Source organism: Pseudomonas sp. 5P_5.1_Bac1, assembly GCF_025466015.1.
Taxonomy (GTDB): Bacteria; Pseudomonadota; Gammaproteobacteria; order Pseudomonadales; family Pseudomonadaceae; genus Aquipseudomonas.
The window spans coordinates 239,372-256,836 of record NZ_JANLNX010000117.1; the positions used below are offsets into that span (position 1 = coordinate 239,372).

General features: G+C 66.0%; 17 protein-coding genes. 12 read left to right on the forward strand and 5 right to left on the reverse strand.

Annotated elements, in window-relative coordinates; all coding sequences use genetic code 11:
- Positions 1-62: 62 nt before the first annotated feature.
- Entirely contained in the window at positions 63-884 is an 822-nt protein-coding gene (locus tag NTD82_RS28575; protein ID WP_262131155.1) for an IclR family transcriptional regulator, read from the reverse strand.
- A gap of 364 nt (positions 885-1,248) precedes the next feature.
- On the opposite strand from NTD82_RS28575, the gene NTD82_RS28580 reads away from it, so the two are divergent.
- Positions 1,249-1,749, forward strand: coding sequence for a hypothetical protein (locus NTD82_RS28580; RefSeq protein ID WP_262131156.1), 501 nt, complete (start codon positions 1,249-1,251; stop codon positions 1,747-1,749).
- 19 nt (positions 1,750-1,768) lie between these two features.
- Here the strand turns inward: NTD82_RS28580 and NTD82_RS28585 are convergent, their stop codons facing one another.
- The 3 genes from NTD82_RS28585 to NTD82_RS28595 form a co-directional block, all read right to left on the reverse strand.
- A complete protein-coding gene (locus NTD82_RS28585) occupies positions 1,769-2,410 on the reverse strand; it encodes a helix-turn-helix domain-containing protein (protein ID WP_095155172.1) in 642 nt (213 codons plus the stop codon).
- Between the two features lie 4 nt (positions 2,411-2,414).
- On the reverse strand, positions 2,415-2,579 hold the full coding sequence (locus NTD82_RS28590) for a hypothetical protein (RefSeq protein ID WP_175650037.1): 165 nt from the start codon (positions 2,577-2,579) through the stop codon (positions 2,415-2,417).
- A gap of 130 nt (positions 2,580-2,709) precedes the next feature.
- Positions 2,710-4,317 carry an IclR family transcriptional regulator C-terminal domain-containing protein gene (locus tag NTD82_RS28595; protein WP_262131157.1) on the reverse strand — a complete coding sequence of 536 codons (1,608 nt, stop codon included), beginning with the start codon at positions 4,315-4,317 and terminating at the stop codon, positions 2,710-2,712.
- 175 nt (positions 4,318-4,492) lie between these two features.
- Between NTD82_RS28595 and NTD82_RS28600 the strand changes: the two genes are divergently transcribed.
- The 10 genes from NTD82_RS28600 (at position 4,493) to NTD82_RS28645 (ending at position 14,244) form a co-directional block, all read left to right on the forward strand.
- Positions 4,493-5,302: a ribonuclease activity regulator RraA gene (locus NTD82_RS28600; protein WP_095155170.1), complete on the forward strand. Its 810-nt coding sequence runs from the start codon at positions 4,493-4,495 to the stop codon at positions 5,300-5,302.
- Positions 5,303-5,305: 3 nt separating this feature from the next.
- A complete protein-coding gene (locus NTD82_RS28605; protein ID WP_262131158.1) occupies positions 5,306-5,752 on the forward strand; it encodes a nuclear transport factor 2 family protein in 447 nt (148 codons plus the stop codon).
- An 11-nt stretch (positions 5,753-5,763) separates the two neighbouring features.
- Entirely contained in the window at positions 5,764-7,170 is a 1,407-nt protein-coding gene (locus tag NTD82_RS28610; protein WP_262131159.1) for an aldehyde dehydrogenase (NADP(+)), read from the forward strand.
- A 14-nt stretch (positions 7,171-7,184) separates the two neighbouring features.
- Positions 7,185-7,478 carry a Dabb family protein gene (locus tag NTD82_RS28615; protein ID WP_095155167.1) on the forward strand — a complete coding sequence of 98 codons (294 nt, stop codon included), beginning with the start codon at positions 7,185-7,187 and terminating at the stop codon, positions 7,476-7,478.
- 85 nt (positions 7,479-7,563) lie between these two features.
- A complete protein-coding gene (locus NTD82_RS28620) occupies positions 7,564-8,853 on the forward strand; it encodes an MFS transporter (RefSeq protein ID WP_262131160.1) in 1,290 nt (429 codons plus the stop codon).
- 166 nt (positions 8,854-9,019) lie between these two features.
- On the forward strand, positions 9,020-9,829 hold the full coding sequence (locus NTD82_RS28625) for an NAD-dependent epimerase/dehydratase family protein (protein ID WP_095155165.1): 810 nt from the start codon (positions 9,020-9,022) through the stop codon (positions 9,827-9,829).
- Positions 9,826-10,917: a mandelate racemase/muconate lactonizing enzyme family protein gene (locus tag NTD82_RS28630; protein WP_262131161.1), complete on the forward strand. Its 1,092-nt coding sequence runs from the start codon at positions 9,826-9,828 to the stop codon at positions 10,915-10,917. The genes NTD82_RS28625 and NTD82_RS28630 overlap by 4 nt, the downstream gene beginning before the upstream one ends.
- A gap of 90 nt (positions 10,918-11,007) precedes the next feature.
- Complete coding sequence (locus tag NTD82_RS28635; RefSeq protein WP_262131162.1) at positions 11,008-11,877, forward strand: aldose 1-epimerase; 870 nt, start codon at positions 11,008-11,010, stop codon at positions 11,875-11,877.
- A 48-nt stretch (positions 11,878-11,925) separates the two neighbouring features.
- Positions 11,926-13,206, forward strand: coding sequence for an OprD family porin (locus NTD82_RS28640; protein WP_262131163.1), 1,281 nt, complete (start codon positions 11,926-11,928; stop codon positions 13,204-13,206).
- A gap of 114 nt (positions 13,207-13,320) precedes the next feature.
- Entirely contained in the window at positions 13,321-14,244 is a 924-nt protein-coding gene (locus tag NTD82_RS28645) for an alpha/beta hydrolase (RefSeq protein ID WP_262131164.1), read from the forward strand.
- 42 nt (positions 14,245-14,286) lie between these two features.
- On the opposite strand, the gene NTD82_RS28650 is transcribed toward NTD82_RS28645, so the two are convergent.
- The gene (locus tag NTD82_RS28650) at positions 14,287-14,952 is read right to left on the reverse strand and encodes a hypothetical protein (protein WP_262131165.1); all 666 of its coding nucleotides are present in this window, start codon (positions 14,950-14,952) and stop codon (positions 14,287-14,289) included.
- A gap of 252 nt (positions 14,953-15,204) precedes the next feature.
- Here NTD82_RS28650 and NTD82_RS28655 point away from each other — a divergent pair, with 252 nt between their 5' ends.
- The gene (locus NTD82_RS28655) at positions 15,205-17,448 is read left to right on the forward strand and encodes a TonB-dependent receptor (protein ID WP_262131166.1); all 2,244 of its coding nucleotides are present in this window, start codon (positions 15,205-15,207) and stop codon (positions 17,446-17,448) included.
- The last annotated feature ends 17 nt before the right edge of the window (positions 17,449-17,465 follow it).

A 17,465-nucleotide genomic window follows, 5' to 3' on the forward strand; every position in this document is an offset into this window, starting at 1 on the left:
GCGCCGCACAGGCGGCGCTCGATCTCGAGAACGCCGCAAACCTCAACCCAGGCGCCGTCGAATCACAAATTCCCCAACTGCGCCGCAATCCCCTCGCACGCCCGCCGCACATGGGCGGCCAGCGGCGAAGCCGGGTGGGTTTCTTCTTCCATGCCCAGGCCCGCCACCACCACAGCGCCTAGCGCCTGGCCGGTTTCGACGCGGATCGGAAACGCCACCGACGACAACCCAGGCTTGAACTCTCCATGGCCAAAGGCGAAATCCTGCTGGCTGCGGATCAGTTCCAGCGCCGGCAGCGCCTTGGCATAACGTTCTTCACCCAGCACCGCCAGCGCGGTCGCCTCAGTGTAGGTGGCTAGCACCGCACGGCCGCTGGGGCTGCCTTCGATGGGGAATTGGTCCGCCAGGTCGACAATCACGTTCAGCGGCGTTGCCGGGGTCCACATGCGTTCGATCAACACCACCTGGTCGCCCACCGGCACCGACAGCGAGACGATCGCTGGGCTTTCGCCGATCACCCGTTGCAGTTCGATGGCGTAGGGCAGGGCGAGCCGGCGCAGGTTCAGCCGGTTCAGGTAGGCCGCCGAGTAGATCAGGCTTTCCGGGCCGATGTGGTAAGTGGCGCCGCGGGATTCGATCAGGCTCCAGTGGGTCAGGGTCTTGAGCAGACGATGGATGGTGGAACGATCGATGCCGGTCAGCCGTGCCAGGTCCAGCGCGCTGGCGCCGTGCTTGAGGCCGGCGAGGGTGCGTAGCAGCACGATCGAGCGGTCGATGACCTGAACGCGCCCGCCGCTGTCCTTGCTGCTGTGCGCGGGTTGAGTCGAAGAAATTTCCATCGTGACAGTGGTTTCCGAAAGCTGGGTGAACGGTCGGCGCGACATGCCGTCCTGGCCGGTCGCCAAGGTTAGCCGTGATCCGTGGCGGGGTGAAGAGGCGCGTAGTACGGGAGCTGCGCGGCGCTCGGAGATTTTTTGCCGGTGGCTTAGATCAAATATGCATCTGGGTTATGAGCATGGAAGCGTTGGCGATATCCATCGCGTCGCTTTCGTCATGAAACGGGAGCATCTGTCTGTTATCGCTTCGATAGCGCGGCCATTGCGTCTTTTGGGGTCGTGATCGCTTGTGCGGGGTCGTTCCGGCAGCGTCCGGCGCTGCTGGGCCGCCATCTTGTCGCGCCGCCGCGCCGGCTTAGAATCGGCGCCATCAACTCCACACCCTATCGTCGAATTTGAAGAGGATTTCACCATGATGAACGCAATGCAGATGCAGATGCCGATGAGCGCCAACATGCCGATGATGCCAATGATGGGCATGCCGATGATGATGGCGACCATGACCTGCAAGATGGTCGATGACGGCATGATGTGCACCATGAAGCCTGCTGCCGGCATGGACATGGCGATGTTCCGCAACAGCGCGGAAATGATGCAGATGATGATGAACTGCGGCATGCCGATGATGATGCAGTGCGGCAACCTGTCGATGATGGGGATGTCTCAGGCAGCCATGGGCATGATGATGCCGATGATGGGCATGATGCCAATGAACGGCATGCCGATGATGAAGTGCATGATGGAATGCACCCTGATGGCCGACTGCATGACCTGCAAGATGATGCCGATGGCCGGCATGAGCATGGAAATGATGAACAACTGCTGCATGCTGATGATGAAGATGATGAACGACTGCAGCATGCCGATGATGATGAGCTGCAACGGCATGCCGATGATGTGCTGCACCTGCTGATGCAGCAGCGCCGCGCTGTTCAGTCGCGGCGTTCGGGGTGGGTCACCACCAGGTAAGCCACGGCCTCACTGTCTACCGGATTGCGGTAGCGGTGGGGCTGGTCGGCGTAGAACACGATCGAATCCCCCGTGGAGAGCAGAAAACGCTCTTCGTTGACGCTGATTTCCAGCGCGCCCTGGGCCACCACCAGGTTCTCTCGCACCCCGGGTCCATGCCCGTCGGAGTGCTCTTCTCCCAGCGGACTGATCCGCAACTCGTAGAATTCGGTCTGGTGCGCGGCATCGTAGGGAAACAGCGCGCGGCTGACGAACGCACCGCTGGCGCTGACCAGGCGCTTGCTGTCCCGCGCTGGCAACAGCGTCACTCCCTCGCATTCCCGTTGTTCGAGAAAGGCCGCGACCGAGACTTTCAGCCCGTGGGCGATCTTGCACAGGACACGGATGGACGGCACGCTGCGCCCGGATTCGATCTGCGCCAGCATCGCCCGGCTCACGCCGCTGGCCCTGGCCAGCGCATCCAGCGACAACTGACGCTTGCTGCGCAGCCGTTGCAGGTTGCGCGCGACACGCAAACCGACGCCGTCGTCATCCTGGCCGGGAACTTCCGGCAGGGTCAGGGGTGGCTCGTCCGAGGTCACCAGAAAACGGTTTGGGGTATTCATCGCCTCACGCCTGGCGCGGGGCTTTCGAGGCGGATACCGCGACGCTCCCTGGTTGCGCGGCGAAGCCGGCCTGTTGCGCGTACATCGCCCACAGCAGACGACCGGTTTGTTGCGCGTGCTTGCGTTTGCGGTAGAGGGTGAAGTCGACGATGTTGGCGGCGTGGCTCATGAAGAATTCCTTGGTCTGAAGCGTGGGGCCATGAGCGCAGACTACGGATTTCCGGTTAGAACCAGAAATAATGAATTCGTATTTATTAATAGCTTTATGGAATTGATTTTCAGCGCTTCATCGCTGCGGTTTAAAACACCCCGCTGACCGCCACCCCCACTTGCCCACTCACCTCGGTCTGCACCTGCAACACGCACCCGGAATCCGGCGCACTGCCCAGCGCCTCCAGCTTCAACTCCTGCCGGGCGCTGGTAATGAACAACGTGCGCAGGTCCTCGCCGCCAAAACACAGGTCGGTCGGGCAGGGCACCGGCAGGCCGATCATGCGGTCCAGATTGCCCTCGGCGTCGAAGCGCGCCAGGCTCCAGCCGTCGCGTTGGGTGGTCCAGACGCCGCCTTGCGCATCCAGCGCCAGGCCGCTGAGGCTGCCGCCGCCACGGGGCAGTGAGGCCAGGCGGCGCACGGCGTTGCTGCCCGGCTGCAGGCGCAGGATGTCGCCGGTCTCGGGGGCGATGGCGAAGACCGCGCTGCCGCTGGCGTCCCAGCGGAAGCTACTGATCTGCTCGCTCAGGTTCCAGCCGTGGCGCAGGTCGCCTTCGGCGCTCATTTCGCCGATCTGACAACCGCCGGCCGTCCGCGCGCAGGCCCAGAGTCCGCCGCCGGGATGGCTGGCCAACGCCAGCAGGCGGCTGCCGAGCAGGTCCTGCATCGGGTGCTCTTGACCCTGCCAGTCGATCAATGACCAGCCACCGGCCTGGGCCACCAGCAAACCGTCGCGATGCAGTTCCATCGCCCGCACCGGCATGTCGAGGCGGGTCAACAGGCGGCTGGCGTGTCCGTCCCAGCAATGGATCGCCGGCGCCAGGGTGTCGGCCCAGTACAGCGTCTTGCTCGGTGCATGCCAGCGCGCAAAGGCACCATGAAACGCCCAGGGCGCCGGCACCACGCCCAGCGCCCCGGACGGGCGCTGGGCCGGTTCCGGGCGCAACTGTTCGCCCACCCGCCGCGCCGCGTCGGCCAGTTCCGGGCCGAGCAGGGTCAGGCGCTCGAGGGTCAAGCGGTACGCCGGCCCGGCGACGCTGAGGGCGCCGCGCACCACGCCTTGCTTGTCGATGATCGGCGCCGCCACGCAGCGCACGCCGAGGCGGATTTCCTCGTCGTCGAGGGCGTAGCCGCGGGTGCGGGTGATCTGCAATTCGGCCAGCAGGCGACGGCGGTCGGTGATGGTCAGCGGTGTCAGCGGCTCCAGCACCAGGCCTTTGAGAATTTCGTCGCGGGCAAGCGGGGCGAGGGCGGACAGGATCGCCTTGCCTTGCCCCGTGCAATACACCGGCTTGCCCTGGCCGAGGCTGGCGGCCGAGCGCAAGGTGTGAGCGCCGTCGCAGCGCTCCAGCGACAACACCTGATTGCCGTCCAGCACCGCCAGGTACGAGGTCTCGCCGCTGAGGTCGCGCAAGGCCCGCAACTCGGCGCTGGCGGCGGCCACCAGGTCCGGCTCCAGGTAGGCGTTGCGGACCATCTCCAGGTAGTTGAAGCCGAGCCGGTAGACCTTGCGCGTCGGGTCGCGGCGGATCATGCCGCGCTCCACCAGGGTCGCGAGAATCCGGTACAGCGTGGTGCGCGGCAGGTGCACCTGCTCGGCCAGGTGCGCCTGGGTGATGCCCGAGGGCATGGCGCCAATGGCCTGGAGCACATCGAGAGCTTTTTCGAGGGCGGCGGTGCCTTCACCTGTTTTCATCGGTTATTCCCATCAGTTGGAACGCGGCTGTCATGGGGCCGATTCTGCCCCTTTCCGGGCAGTTTTTCCCCCATAGAATCGACCTCAGCGGGGCTTGAAGCCGGCCTTTGTTCCACATCGTGGGATTTTCAGCCGGCCGCCCATCGGATGAATCCTGCCTGGAGAACCTATAAGAATGTCCGTCATCCATACCTATTCCGACGCCCATGAAAGCGCCTCGGGCAAGAAGGTCGAGGTCAGCGATGCGACGCTGGCAAAACTGGCCGCCTGCAGCAGCGGTTCGCTGACCACTCAGTTGTTCAAGCGCGGCTTCCGCCAGCCGGCGCTGGTCGGCCTGCGCGCCATGAGCCGCGATACCAAGCCGTTCGCTGGCCGTGCTTTCACCATGCGCTTCATTCCGGCCCGCGAAGACATCGACACCTACCAGACCATGACCACCAAGCCCAACGACGACAACCTTCAATGGGTCGGCGTCGAGCAGGTGCAAGCGGGTGACGTGCTGGTGATCGACAGCCGCAACGACCCGGCCGCAGCCTCCGCCGGCAATATCCTGGTGACCCGCCTGCTGGCCCGTGGCGCCAAGGCCATCGTCACCGACGGCGCATTGCGCGACGGCAGCGAGATCGCCGCGATGAACCTGCCGGCCTATGCCCGCGAGATCACCGCCACCACCCGCATCTCCTACCACCACGTTGCCGACCTGCAAGTGCCGATCGGCTGCGCCGGTGTTGCCGTGTACCCCGGCGACATCATTGTCGGCGACGCCGACGGCCTGACCGTGGTCCCGGCGCACCTGGCCGAGGAACTGGCCGAGGTCTGCACCGTGCAGGACGACATCGAGCACTACCTGGCGATGCGCATCGCCTCCGGCGAACCGCTGTGGGGCGTGTACCCGCCGAGCCCGACGTCGGTGTCGGACTACCACGCCTGGGTGGCCAGCGGCCGCCCGGCGATCCCGTCGATCATCGACAAGAAAGAGGGCTGAGCCGTGGCCGAGCACCAACACGCGCAACTGATCCGTCGCTACTTCGATGCTTGCAACGAGGCCGACTACGACAAGCTGGTGTCCTGCTTCACCCCCGACGCCGTGCATTACTTCCCCGCCGGCCTGCCGGAAGTGCCGTGGCGCGGCGCCGACACCATCGCCCGCAAATGGGTCTGGTGCGTGGAGAACCTCGGTTCGCAGTGGACCATCGAGAGGATTCTGGTCAGCCACGACAGCCACGAAGCGGTGATCGAGTGGACCCACTGGAAAAGCAAACAAGGCACCGCGCTGCGCGGTGACGAGTGGTACGTGTTCGACGAAGCCACCGGCCTGATCAAGGAGATCCGCGCCTACTACGCCTCGCCGGCGGACAAGGACGTGGCGATCAACGAGCTGGTGGCTTTCGACTACACCGGCCGCGGCTATCACCTCGAACCGAACCCACGCTGAAGGAGCCTGCCATGACCGATCATCAAGACCCGTCCCTGGCGATCATCGACCAGACCGTCGCCAAGGCGGTTGCCGCCGCCGGCTTCTGGGCCGAATCCACTGCCGCCGTGCGTGCCGGCCTGCTGCGTGGGCTCGCCGCTGCCCTAGAGCGCCAACAGGCTGAACTGGTGGCCATCGCCGACCGCGAAAGCGGCTTGGGCGAAGCGCGCCTGAATGGCGAAGTGGCGCGCACGGCGTTCCAGTTGCGCGGTTTCGCCAGCGAAGTAGAGGCTGGCGTGCCGTACCGCCATGTGGTCAGCGACGCGGTTGCTGGCGCGCCGCCGGCCGGGCGTCCGGCGCTGGTGCGGGTGCAACGGGCGCTCGGCCCGGTCGCCATGTTCTCGGCGAGCAACTTCCCGTTTGCCTTTTCGGTGCTCGGCGGCGATACCGCCTCGGCGCTGGCCGCCGGTTGCCCGGTGGTGGTCAAGGCCCACTCCGGTCACCCGGACCTGTCCCGCGCGGTGTTCGAACTGGCCGCCGCCGTGGTGCGCCAACAGGGCCTGCCGGAAGGCGTGCTGACCCTGATCGAGAGCACCTCTCGCGCTGGCGGCACTTATCTGGTCCAGCATCCGGGGATCGCCGCGGTGGCGTTCACCGGTTCGTACCAGGGCGGCAAGGCCCTGTGGCAGGCGGCCAATGACCGCCCGCGTCCGGTGCCGTTCTACGGTGAGCTGGGCTCGATCAACCCGCTGGTGGCGTTGCCCGCCGCCCTCGAAAAAGACAGCGAAGGCCTGGCGAAGACCCTCGCCGCGTCCATCACCCTCGGCTGCGGTCAGTTCTGCACCAGTCCGGGCCTGATCGTGCTGCTGGCCTCGGACCTCAGCGAGCGCTTCGTCGCCCAACTGGCGACAGCCATTGCGCCGATTGCCACGCACCGTATGCTCACGCCGGGCATGCAACAGGGCTTCGAAGCCGCCGCGGCCACGGTCGCCAGCCATGCCCGCGCGGTGTTCGAGCCGGCGGCCGACGGGGCCGGTCCGGCGCCACGCTTGTTCGCCACCGAGGCGGCCGCGTTCATCGCCAACCCGCACCTGCATGAAGAGATGTTCGGCCCGGCCGCGCTGGTGGTCAGTGCCCAGTCGCCCGCGCAGATCATCGAAGTGTTGCTGGCGGTGGGCGGCAGCCTGACCACCACCCTGTGGGGCGCGGAGGCGCCGAGCGAGGACAACCGCCAACTGCTGCGCGCCGCCGAAGCGATTTCCGGCCGCGTACTGTTCGGCGGCGTGCCGACCGGCGTTGCGGTGTGCCATGCCCAGCAGCATGGCGGTCCGTGGCCGTCGTCGACTACCCCGCACACCACCTCGGTCGGCTATGCCGCGCTGGAGCGCTTCCTGCGCCCCGTCGCGCTGCAGGATGCGCCGGCCTGGGTGCTGGGCTGACGGAGGGCAGGGCGATGATGCGACATGTCGTGCTGTTCCGCCGCCTGGCTGGCGTCGCGCCGCAGCCGGAGCTGGAAACCCGCCTGGTCGAGCGCATGCGCACGCTGGAAGGGGAGATCGATTTCATCCGTGACTGGAAAGTCGCCGCCAACGAGCTGGAGCGCCCGATCTGCTGGGACTACATCCTCGACGCGGGCTTCGACGACGCGGCCGCAGTGGAGCGTTACCTGCCACATCCCGCGCACCAGGCCCTGGTGGCGGACTTGAAGCAGTACTTCGAGTGGGTGGCGGTGGATTACAGCGTCTAGACCTCAGAGGCGCCTGTTCCGCTGCCTCCGGGCAGGCGCTATAACAACAAGATCCGGTGGCCACTGGCGCCGGACGGAGACGTACATGAACAAGAAAAAGAACTACCGCTGGACGATCCTGACGATGCTGTTCATCGCCATGATCATCAACTATGTCGACCGGGCCGCGCTGTCCATCGCCATGCCGTTCATTACCCAGGAATATCACCTCACGCCTTCCGAGAAAGGCATGATCTTCAGCAGCTTCTTCTTCGGCTATGCGCTGTTCTGCTTCGTCGGCGGCTACCTGGCCGACCGCTTCGGGCCCAAGCGCGTATTGACCTGGTCGATGAGTTTCTGGTCGCTGCTGTGCGGCTCCACCGCGCTGGCGTTCAACTTCTGGTCGCTGCTGATCGTCCGGGCGCTGTTCGGGATCGGTGAAGGCCCGGTGTCCACCACCGCCAACAAGACCGTCAACAGTTGGTTCCCGATCAAGGAACGCGCCCGCGCCATCGGCATCAACCAGGCGGGTGGCCCGCTGGGCGGCGCCCTGGCCGGGCCGATCGTCGGCTTCCTCGCGCTGTGGCTGGGCTGGCGCGTGGCCTTTGTGGTGATCGCAGTGATCGGCGTGCTCTGGGCGATTGCCTGGTACCGCCTGGCAACCTCGACCCCGCAAGAGCACCCGCAGGTATCGCCGCAAGAACTGGCCGAGATCAACGAAGGCCGCGAAGCGCCGGTGATGACCGCCGAGCAGGCGCCGCGCACCCCGGTGTTGCAGATCGTCCTGCAGCGTTCGGTGCTGGTCACGGGTGTTTCGCTGTTCTGCTACAACTACATCCTGTATTTCTTCATGACCTGGTTCCCCAGCTATCTCATCGACGCCAAGGGCATCGACCTGAAAGCCATGAGCATCGTCACCGCGCTGCCGTGGCTGGTGGGCACCGTCGGTTTCATCTGCGGCGGCCTGCTGATCGATTGGGTGTTCAAGCGCACCGGCAAGCAACTGTTCTCGCGCAAGGTGGTGCTGGTCACCTGCCTGCTGATCGCTGCGGTGTGCATCGGCCTCACCGGCCAGGTGCAGAGCGTGACCGCCACCGTGGCGGTGATGACCGTCGCCATCGGCTTCCTGATGCTCACCGCGCCGGCCTACTGGTCGCTGATCCAGGACGCCGTGCCCGATCACCAGGTGGGCACCGCCGGCGGCTTCATGCACGGCCTGGCCAACCTCTCCGGTATCGTTGCACCGACCGTCACCGGCTTCATCATCCAGGCCACCGGCACCTACGGCAGCGGCTTTGTCCTGGCCGGCGGGCTGGGCATTCTCGGTGCGTTGATCGTGGCGTTCTTTGTCGGCCAGAAACCGGCGAAGCAGGGCGTGGTTATCGCCGCGGCCTGATACTTGAGCACCGGCCTTCGGGCCGGAACCCGTAGCGCGGTGCGCCGCGCAAGGCCGACCCCAACCCGGGCCGGCCAAGGTGACAGGGACGGCGGTGGATCACCGCCAGACCCTGTAAATGGCCGGCTTGCGAGCCGGCGGCAGAAATGATCTTCAGGAATTTGTCATGCCTACGCTTCTTGTCACCGGCGCCGCCGGTATCGTCGGGACCGCGCTGCGGCCCTTCCTGCGCCAGCGCTACACGCTGCGCCTGCTGGACCGCAAGCCCGTCGAAGGGCTGGTCAGCGGCGAAAGCGCGCTGGTCGGCGACCTGACCGACCCGGCTTTCGTGCAGCAGGCGGTCGAGGGCGTCGATGGCATCGTCCACCTGGCCTGCGCCCATGGCACCGACATCGCGTTCCAGAGCACCGTCGAGCCCAATTACCACGCCACCCTCTACCTGCTGGAAGCCGCGCAGCGCTTTGCCGTGAAGCGCTTCGTCTTCGCCAGCAGCCACCATGTGCTCGGCCAGTACCGCGGCGACCAGGCGGAGTATTTCGATGACATGCCGGTCGCCCCGGACAGCTACTACGCCCTGAGCAAGGTGTTCGGCGAGGCGGCCTGCGCCACGTTCTCCCTGCGCGGCGACCTGGCGACCTTCATCGTGCGCATCGGCAATGCCGATGCCAAAGTCTCCGACGCCCGCCGCCTGCGTATGTGGACCAGCGCCCGCGACCTGGCGCAGTTGCTGCTGATCGGCCTGGAACATCCCGAGGTGCGCAACGAGATCGTCTACGGCGTCTCGGAAAGCCCCAGCCCGCTGTTCCACAACCGCCGCGCCCGCGAACTGGGTTATGCGCCGCAGGACAACGCCGGCGAGCACCTGGCCGACGACTACCAGCCTTACGACGCCATGGCCCCGGCGGGCGCGGGCCGTGACCATGTTGGCGGAGCCTACGCCGGCGCCGCCTTGACCAGTGTGCTGGAGCGCGTATGAAGATCGTCCGCATCGACACCCACGTCGTCGAGATTCCCTTCCACGATGGCGGCAAGGGCCTGGGCATCACCCCGACCACCTGGCACAGCCTGGAAAACGTGCTGATCCGCCTTGAAGACGAACACGGCAATGTCGGTTGGGGCGAGGCGTTCGGCTACTTTGTCGCCGACGCGACCAAGGCGCTGATCGACCGCCTGATCGCGCCGCTGCTGCTGAACCGCGAGATTACCGACATCCCGGCGTTCAACCGCGAGCTGCAACTGCGCCTGCACCTGTTCGGGCGCTACGGCGTGACGATGTTCGCCATTTCCGGCGTCGACATCGCCTTGTGGGACCTCAGCGCCCGCCGCCAGGGCGTGCCGCTGCACCGCCTGCTGGGCGAGTCGATCCGCGAGCAGGTGCCGGCCTACGCCAGCCTGGTGCGCTACGCCGACAACGAAGTGGCCCCGGCCATCTGCGAGAAAGCCCTGGGCATGGGCTTTCGCGAGATCAAGCTGCACGAGGTCACCCTCGACGAAATCGCCGCCTGCCGCCGCGCCATCGGCGACGCGGTGCCGATGGCCACGGACGTCAACTGCGGCTGGAGCGTCAGCGACACCCGCGAGTGGCTGCCGGCGTTGCGCGAGATGAAACTGGCCTGGCTGGAAGAGCCGATCTTCCCGCCCGAAGACTTCGCCACCCTGGCCAGCCTGCGCGGGCAGGGCGTGCCGCTGTCGGCGGGGGAGAACTGGTGCACCGCGGTGCAGTTCGAGCAGGCCATCGTCAGCGGCGCGGTGGATTCGGTGCAGCCCAGTGTGACCAAGGTCGGCGGGATTTCCGAAGCGCTGCGCATCGGTGAACTGGCCCGCCAGCATGACGCCGTGGTGCTGCCGCACTGTCCGTACTTCGGCCCCGGCCTGATCGCCACCCTGCACCTGGCGGCGGTGCAGCCGTGGGTGCCGCAGATCGAGTACCTGTTCGTCGAGCCGGCGGACTGGCTGTACCCGGTCGAGGCGCTGCGCAGCGGCCACCAGTTGCAGATCCCGCAGGGCCCAGGCCTGGGCGTGGAGATCGACCTGCAAGTGATCGAGCGCTTCCGCCGCACCTGATCGCGGCGCTTCATTCCATCGTCAACCTCCGCCACTGGCTTCAGTGGCGGCAGGGGTTTGTCATGCCCGATTTTGGGCAGTGGAGGTCCCATGCAAGCCGTTGTACTGAGCAATTCGATCTGGAACCTGCGCCTGCTGCCCGCCTGGGGCGGGCGCATCGCCGGGCTGAGTGCCGAGGGGCTGGAGCTGTTGCTGCCGATCGCCAGCGACGCCTTCGATCCGCTGGACTGGCCACGGGCTGGCGCCTATCCGCTGATGCCGTATTCCAACCGCCTGCGCAATGCACGGCTGGCGTTCAACGGTGTCGAGCACGGGCTGCCGGCGCACCCGGCGGCGCGGCCGCACACCCTGCATGGCGTGAGCCACACGCAAGCGTGGCACGTGCTGAGCGCCGAGGGCGGACAGGCGCTGATCCGCTGCGACTACCAGGGCGAGCACTGGCCCTGGGCGTTTCGTGCCGAGCAGGCGTTCGCCCTGGACGGCAACCGCCTGACCGTCACGCTGCGCCTGAGCAACGCCGGTGATACGCCGATGCCCGCCGGGCTTGGCCTGCACCCATACTTCCAGCGCCATGCGGGCATGCGCGCCGTCTGGCGGACGGGCCGCGAATGGCGGATCGACGATGAATACCTGGCGACCGGCGCGTTCGAAGACGTCCTGAAAACCTGGACCATCGCCGCCGCCGACCGCGACGCCCGGGCTCATTACCAGTCGCGCTGGGACGGCCAGCTTGACCTGAATTACCCGCAAGGGCGGCTGAGCATCCAGGCCTCGCCTGAACTCAGCCACTTCGTCGCTTTCGCCCCGGCCGGTGCCGCGTACCTGTGCCTGGAACCGGTGTCGCACCTGGCCGATGCCTTCAACCAGCCGCGAGACACCTGGGCTGAAACCGGCACCCGCGAACTGGCACCCGGCGCGTCGCTGCAAGCGACCCTGACATTTACCTGGCAAGGCCATTGAGACCTGCCGCGCAACCCTGATTCAACACCACAACCGAGAACAAAAATAATGAAAGACACCTCGAAAGGGGCGGGCTTCGCTCGCACTGCAAAACCCCTGAGCCTGCTGCTCGGTCTCGCGCCACTGGGCGCCCACGCGGCATTCTTCGACGACGCCAAGGCCAACCTGACCTTGCGCAACTTCTACTACAACCACGACCTGCGCGACTCCACCGCGCCGGCCCAGTCCAAGATTGAAGAATGGGCGCAGGGCTTTATCCTCAAGGGCGAGTCGGGCTACACCGAAGGCACCATTGGCGTCGGTGTTGACGTCTACGCCGGCCTGGGCCTGAAGCTGGATTCTTCGCCATCGCGCAGCGGTTCCGCGCTGCTGCCCGGCGCCTATGACCGCGCCGGTGGCCCGCGCAATGCCGATCCGCGTTCGGTGGATCAGTTTTCCGAAGCCACCGCCGCCATCAAGTTCAAGTACTCGAAGAGCGAACTGAAAGTGGGCGGCCTGTTCCCGAAAATCCCGCTGGTCAGCTCCGGCGACGCGCGGCTGCTGCCACAGTTCTTTGAAGGCGCCATGCTCGATGTTCGCGAGATCGATAACCTCGACCTCAGCGCCGGGCAGATGCGCCAGGTCAACCAGCGGGAGTTCGCCGGCGCCCGGGACATCCAGGTCGGCAACTACTACAGCGTGTTCAGCGACCGCTTCGACTACCTCGGCGGCACCTGGCGCATCACCCCGCAGTGGTCGGCGGGCCTGTGGGGCGGGCGCCTGGAAGACGTCTACCAGCAGAACCTGGCCACCGTCACCCACAGCCGCAAGCTCGGTGACTGGACCCTCGGCGGCACCCTCAACTACCTCGACACCGGCGAGTCCGGCGCGGAAAAGGCCGGCAAGCTGGACAGCCGCATGACCTCGGGCATGCTCAGCGCCAACCTCGGCCCGCAGACCTTCCGCCTTGGCTACCAGTACAACGCCGGCGACAGCGCTTTGCCCTTCATTCACGACACCGACCTGCCGGCCGTGGCCAACGCCGTCCAGGTGCTGCGCTTCGACCGCGCCCAGGAACGTTCCTGGCAGGCCCGCTACGACCTCGACTTCGCGCCCCTCGGCGTGCCCGGCCTGAGCGCCTTCGCCCGCTACGTCAAGGGCGACAACTTCAAGGTCGCCGGCACGGACGGCAGTGAGTGGGAACGCAACATCGACATCACCTACGTGGTGCAGAACGGCCCGCTGAAAAACCTCGCCCTGCGCTGGCGCAACGTCCAGTTGCAAGGCGACGCCACCGGCCGGCGCGATGAAAACCGGGTGATCCTGGCCTACACCTTGCCGCTGTTCTAGCGGCAAGCTCCACGTTGCAAGCGGCAAGTTGCAAGTAAAGAGCGGCGGCGACACGGGCTGCTTTTACTGGCGGCCTGGCGCTTGCGGCGTGCAACTGCTTTCCCGGAGTAACCCATGAACACGCTTGATCCTGATATCCGCGCCTACGTCGAAGCCGCGCAGCGCTTCGCTCCGGCCAGCGACGACATCGACGCGCGCCGCGCAGCCTTCCTGCGCGCCTGCCGGGCCTGCACGCCGGAAAAACCGGCGGGGTTGCGGGTGGCCGATCACTCGCTCGATGGCCTGCGCCTGCGGGTCTACAAACCGGAGGGCGCGGTGCCCGAAGGCGGCTGGCCGACGCTGCTGTACCTGCATGGCGGCGGCTGGGACCTGGGCAGCCTCGACAGCCACGACTGGTTCGCCTACGCCCTGGCAACGCGAGTGACGATCGCCATCGTCGCCGTGGACTACCGGCTGGCGCCGGAGCACTGCTACCCGGCGCCACTGGACGATTGCCTGACGGCGTGGCACGGGCTGCGTCGTGGAATGATCGATGCCGAACTGAGTCGTGAACGCCTGATCGTCGGTGGCGACAGCGCGGGCGGCAGCCTCGCGGCGGGGCTGTGCCTGGCCCTGCGTCGCGATGCCCAGCCCCAGCCGCTGGGTCAGTTGCTGGCCTACCCGGTGCTGACAGCGCGGGACCACCTGCCGTCGATGCACCAACACGCCCAGGCGCCGATGCTCACCGTCGCGGGCCTGAAGCAATCGCTGGCGGGCTACCTGCCGCATGCCCACCAGCGCCTCGATCCTTGCGCCATGCCGCTGGAAGCCAGCGACTTCAGCGGACTGGCCCCGGCCTTCATCGGCGTGGCCGGCATCGATCCGCTACGGGATCACGGGGTCGCCTATGGCGAAGCGTTGCGCGAGGTGGGCGGGCAGGCCGAAGTGCGCGTGGTGGAAGGGTTGGTGCACTCCGGGTTGCGGGCGTTCGGCGTGGCGCGGGTGGAGCAGCTTTGGGACGAGATTGCCGATTGGCTGCACGCACGTCTCCTCCCGTAGGAGCGAGCTTGCTCGCGATAACTGCATCGCGAGCATCACCCACTACGCTTCGTGGGCCCGCTTCAAGGCCCTGAACAAGGCGGCGATGTCTTCGATTTCTCTGGTGAGATCAACCCTACTTCCCGAGCCGCTCATCAACTGGCGCTGATAGACGCTGAGGAACGTGTTCAGCTCCAACCGTGTGACGTCGATCGTCGATTTGACCGCGGAGACGACCACGATTTTTTCCGCGGCCCTGTGCAGCGCGCGCGACGACACATCGCTGTACCACATCTTGATGTCCAGCCTCACCAGCGACGGCCCATCTGCCAGCACCACGTAAAGGGCTTTGCCCTCGGTGTGTGTGTTGGGATCCTGCAGGGACGCCTTCAGAACCCCGGAAAGCAGGATGCTGATGCTATCGATGACCGCGGCCCGCCCACCCGGCACGAAATTGGCCAGGGCGTTTTTGAACGTGCCGATGATATGGCCAGGGTCGGTGTAGGCGGTCAGTGCGTGAACTTCCGAGTGCGCGTCGAGGATGTTCGACACGGGAATGGTCTGCTTGTCGTCGCCGCCCGCCAGCAGGGCGTTCAGGTGTTGGTTCAGTTCAAGTTCCATCAGCGCGGCACGCGTCGCGCCTAGCTCAAACAGTGTGGCCGCCTGCTCCCGTGCCTCTGCAAACGCATCGCCGTTAAACGCGCGAAGTACTTCATTAAGCTGACCCATTTGAACGTCCTTGCTGAGTGGAGGGGACTTTATCGCGGTGAAGCCCAGCACGCAGATTAACGGCGTGCCGTGCGCGGACTCAAGAGGATGATGGCAACTTGCATCCCAGGCAACACAACCCTGCTGGCACACTGCCTCTGACGCAGCAGTCAACTTCACCACCCAGGCCGAAACCCCCGGCCCGCCTGGCGCGTAGCGTTTGGCACGGGGCTTGCCATACGGGCAGCAACTTGAAAAAAGAGATCTGCCCACATGAATGTTCCGTTCCGTCGCCAAAGCCTGGCGTTGTTGATCGCTGCCGCGGTGTTGCCTGTCCAGGGTTTGCTGGCCGCTGAAAACGAAGACGCTCCGGCGAAGAATCAGGATGCGTTGCCCACGGTCACGGTGACCGCGCAGAAGCGCGAGGAGTCGCTGCAGGATGTGGCCGCCGCGGTGTCCGCGGTGTCCGGCGACAGCATCCGCAATACCGGTGGCGGTTTCACCGCCGGCAAGGCGCTGCAGGATGTGCCCAACGCCATCGCCCCGGAGTTCGCCGGCAACCAGCGGCCGCGCTGGTACATCCGCGGCATGGGCTCGGGCGATATGGCGTCGACCACGGTCTACCCGGTGGGGATCTATGTCGATGACACCTACATCAGCCCGCATATCGCCACCGGCGGTCCGCTCTATGACCTGGAGCGGGTGGAGATTCTGCGTGGTCCGCAAGGCACGCTGTGGGGCAAGAACACCACCGGCGGGGCGATCAACTTCGTTTCGCGCAAGCCGGCCTTCGAAGAGGGCAACGGCTACTTCAAGGTGGACGCCGGCAACTACGATTCGCGGCTCTACGAGGGCGCCTATGGCGGCACCCTGGTGGAGGATCGGCTGGCGGCGCGGGTGGCCTTCGTCGATCAGAGCAAGGACGGCCAACTGAAGAACCTGGTGGACGACCACACCTACGGCGACGTTCACGACCAGGCGGTGCGCGCGCAAATCCTCGCCCGCCTGAGCGACACCTTGCAGGCCACCCTGCAAATACGCGCCCGCGACTACAAAGGCCAGGGCATTCCGACCCGGGCCTGGGGCGCGGGCCCAGGCGGCACCACGCTGTTCGGTCCGGCGCCATCGTTGAAGGACGATGAAGCGGCGTACACCGGCAAGGCCGAGGACCGCGTCGAGCACAACGGTGTGCAACTGAACCTGCAATGGGAACTGGGCGAGCTGACGCTGGACTCGATCACCGCCCTGGACGATGTCCACGAAAAGGCCCAGGGACCGAACATGGGCATCTACGAATTCGGCCGCTCCTATGCCGACGACCACTGGCGTCAGGTGTCGCAGGAATTGCGCCTGTCCTCGCCGAAGAACCAGCCGGTGAGCTGGATCGTCGGCACCCACCTGTTCCACGAAAGCCTGGACAGCGCCAGCAGCAGCGCCATCCTGCCGACCGCCTACAACGCGCCGTTCGGGGTGGCCAGCTATGGACGTACCGACCTCGACCAGACCACCACCAGCTACGCGCTGTTCGGCAGCAGCACCTGGCAGGCCACCGACGACCTGAGCCTGACCCTCGGCCTGCGCTGGACCCGCGAAACCAAGGACATTGACCTGCACCGCGTCGCCGCGCCGGGCGCCAACGTCGTCGCCTTCGGCAGCAGCGAGCACTGGTGGAAGAACTACACCGGCGACCTGGCCACCGTGGCCGTGCAGGACGAGAACCGCACCTGGAGCAAGCTGACCTACGATTTCACCCCCGAGTACCAGTTGAACGACAACGCCCGCGTCTACTTCCGCTACGCCAAGGGCTTCCGTTCCGGTGGCTTCAACGGCGGCGCGACGGTGCAGGCGGAAACCTCGGTGGTGGCGCCGGAGAACGTCGATGCCTACGAACTGGGGATCAAGAGCGAGTGGTTCGACGAACGCCTGATCGCCAACGCCAACGTCTTCTACTACGACTACGCCGATATCCAGGTGAACAACGTCATGGTGAGCAACGGCGAAGTGGTGTCGCTGCTGACCAACAGCGGCAGCGGGGTGATTCGCGGTGCCGAATTCGAGCTGCAGGCCTTGCCGATCCAGAACCTGCAAGTGCGCGGCTCCCTCGGCCTGCTGCACACCGAACTGAAGGACTTCGCCTCCGAAGGCGGCCCGGACTACTCCGGCAACCGCATCGCCCGTTCGCCGTCGCGCACGCTGTCGGTGGGCGCGAGCTACCGCATTCCGCTGTCAGGTGGCGACGCGCTGACCCTCGACAATAGCTGGCGCTACCAGAGCCGGATCTTCTTCCTGCCGACCGCGCAGGAAGACCATAGCGTTTCGCAAGGCGGCTACACCCTCGGCAACGCCAGCCTGACCTACCACTTCGGCGGGCGTAATGACCTGGACGTCAGCGCCTACGTCAACAACCTCACCGACAAGCGCTACAAGACCGACAGCGTGCCGCTGCCGTTCGATATCGCCTGGGATGCCCGGGGCGATCGGCGGACGTATGGGGTGTCGGTGACGACGCACTTCTGATTGGGGAAGGGCCACGC

Coding starts and splice junctions, on each gene's coding strand:
- NTD82_RS28575 (WP_262131155.1), bottom strand. CDS start 884: ATGTCGCGCCGACCGTTCACCCAGCTTTCGGAAACCACTGTCACGATG.
- NTD82_RS28580 (WP_262131156.1), top strand. CDS start 1,249: ATGATGAACGCAATGCAGATGCAGATGCCGATGAGCGCCAACATGCCG.
- NTD82_RS28585 (WP_095155172.1), bottom strand. CDS start 2,410: ATGAATACCCCAAACCGTTTTCTGGTGACCTCGGACGAGCCACCCCTG.
- NTD82_RS28590 (WP_175650037.1), bottom strand. CDS start 2,579: ATGAGCCACGCCGCCAACATCGTCGACTTCACCCTCTACCGCAAACGC.
- NTD82_RS28595 (WP_262131157.1), bottom strand. CDS start 4,317: ATGAAAACAGGTGAAGGCACCGCCGCCCTCGAAAAAGCTCTCGATGTG.
- NTD82_RS28600 (WP_095155170.1), top strand. CDS start 4,493: ATGTCCGTCATCCATACCTATTCCGACGCCCATGAAAGCGCCTCGGGC.
- NTD82_RS28610 (WP_262131159.1), top strand. CDS start 5,764: ATGACCGATCATCAAGACCCGTCCCTGGCGATCATCGACCAGACCGTC.
- NTD82_RS28615 (WP_095155167.1), top strand. CDS start 7,185: ATGATGCGACATGTCGTGCTGTTCCGCCGCCTGGCTGGCGTCGCGCCG.
- NTD82_RS28620 (WP_262131160.1), top strand. CDS start 7,564: ATGAACAAGAAAAAGAACTACCGCTGGACGATCCTGACGATGCTGTTC.
- NTD82_RS28625 (WP_095155165.1), top strand. CDS start 9,020: ATGCCTACGCTTCTTGTCACCGGCGCCGCCGGTATCGTCGGGACCGCG.
- NTD82_RS28630 (WP_262131161.1), top strand. CDS start 9,826: ATGAAGATCGTCCGCATCGACACCCACGTCGTCGAGATTCCCTTCCAC.
- NTD82_RS28635 (WP_262131162.1), top strand. CDS start 11,008: ATGCAAGCCGTTGTACTGAGCAATTCGATCTGGAACCTGCGCCTGCTG.
- NTD82_RS28640 (WP_262131163.1), top strand. CDS start 11,926: ATGAAAGACACCTCGAAAGGGGCGGGCTTCGCTCGCACTGCAAAACCC.
- NTD82_RS28645 (WP_262131164.1), top strand. CDS start 13,321: ATGAACACGCTTGATCCTGATATCCGCGCCTACGTCGAAGCCGCGCAG.
- NTD82_RS28650 (WP_262131165.1), bottom strand. CDS start 14,952: ATGGGTCAGCTTAATGAAGTACTTCGCGCGTTTAACGGCGATGCGTTT.
- NTD82_RS28655 (WP_262131166.1), top strand. CDS start 15,205: ATGAATGTTCCGTTCCGTCGCCAAAGCCTGGCGTTGTTGATCGCTGCC.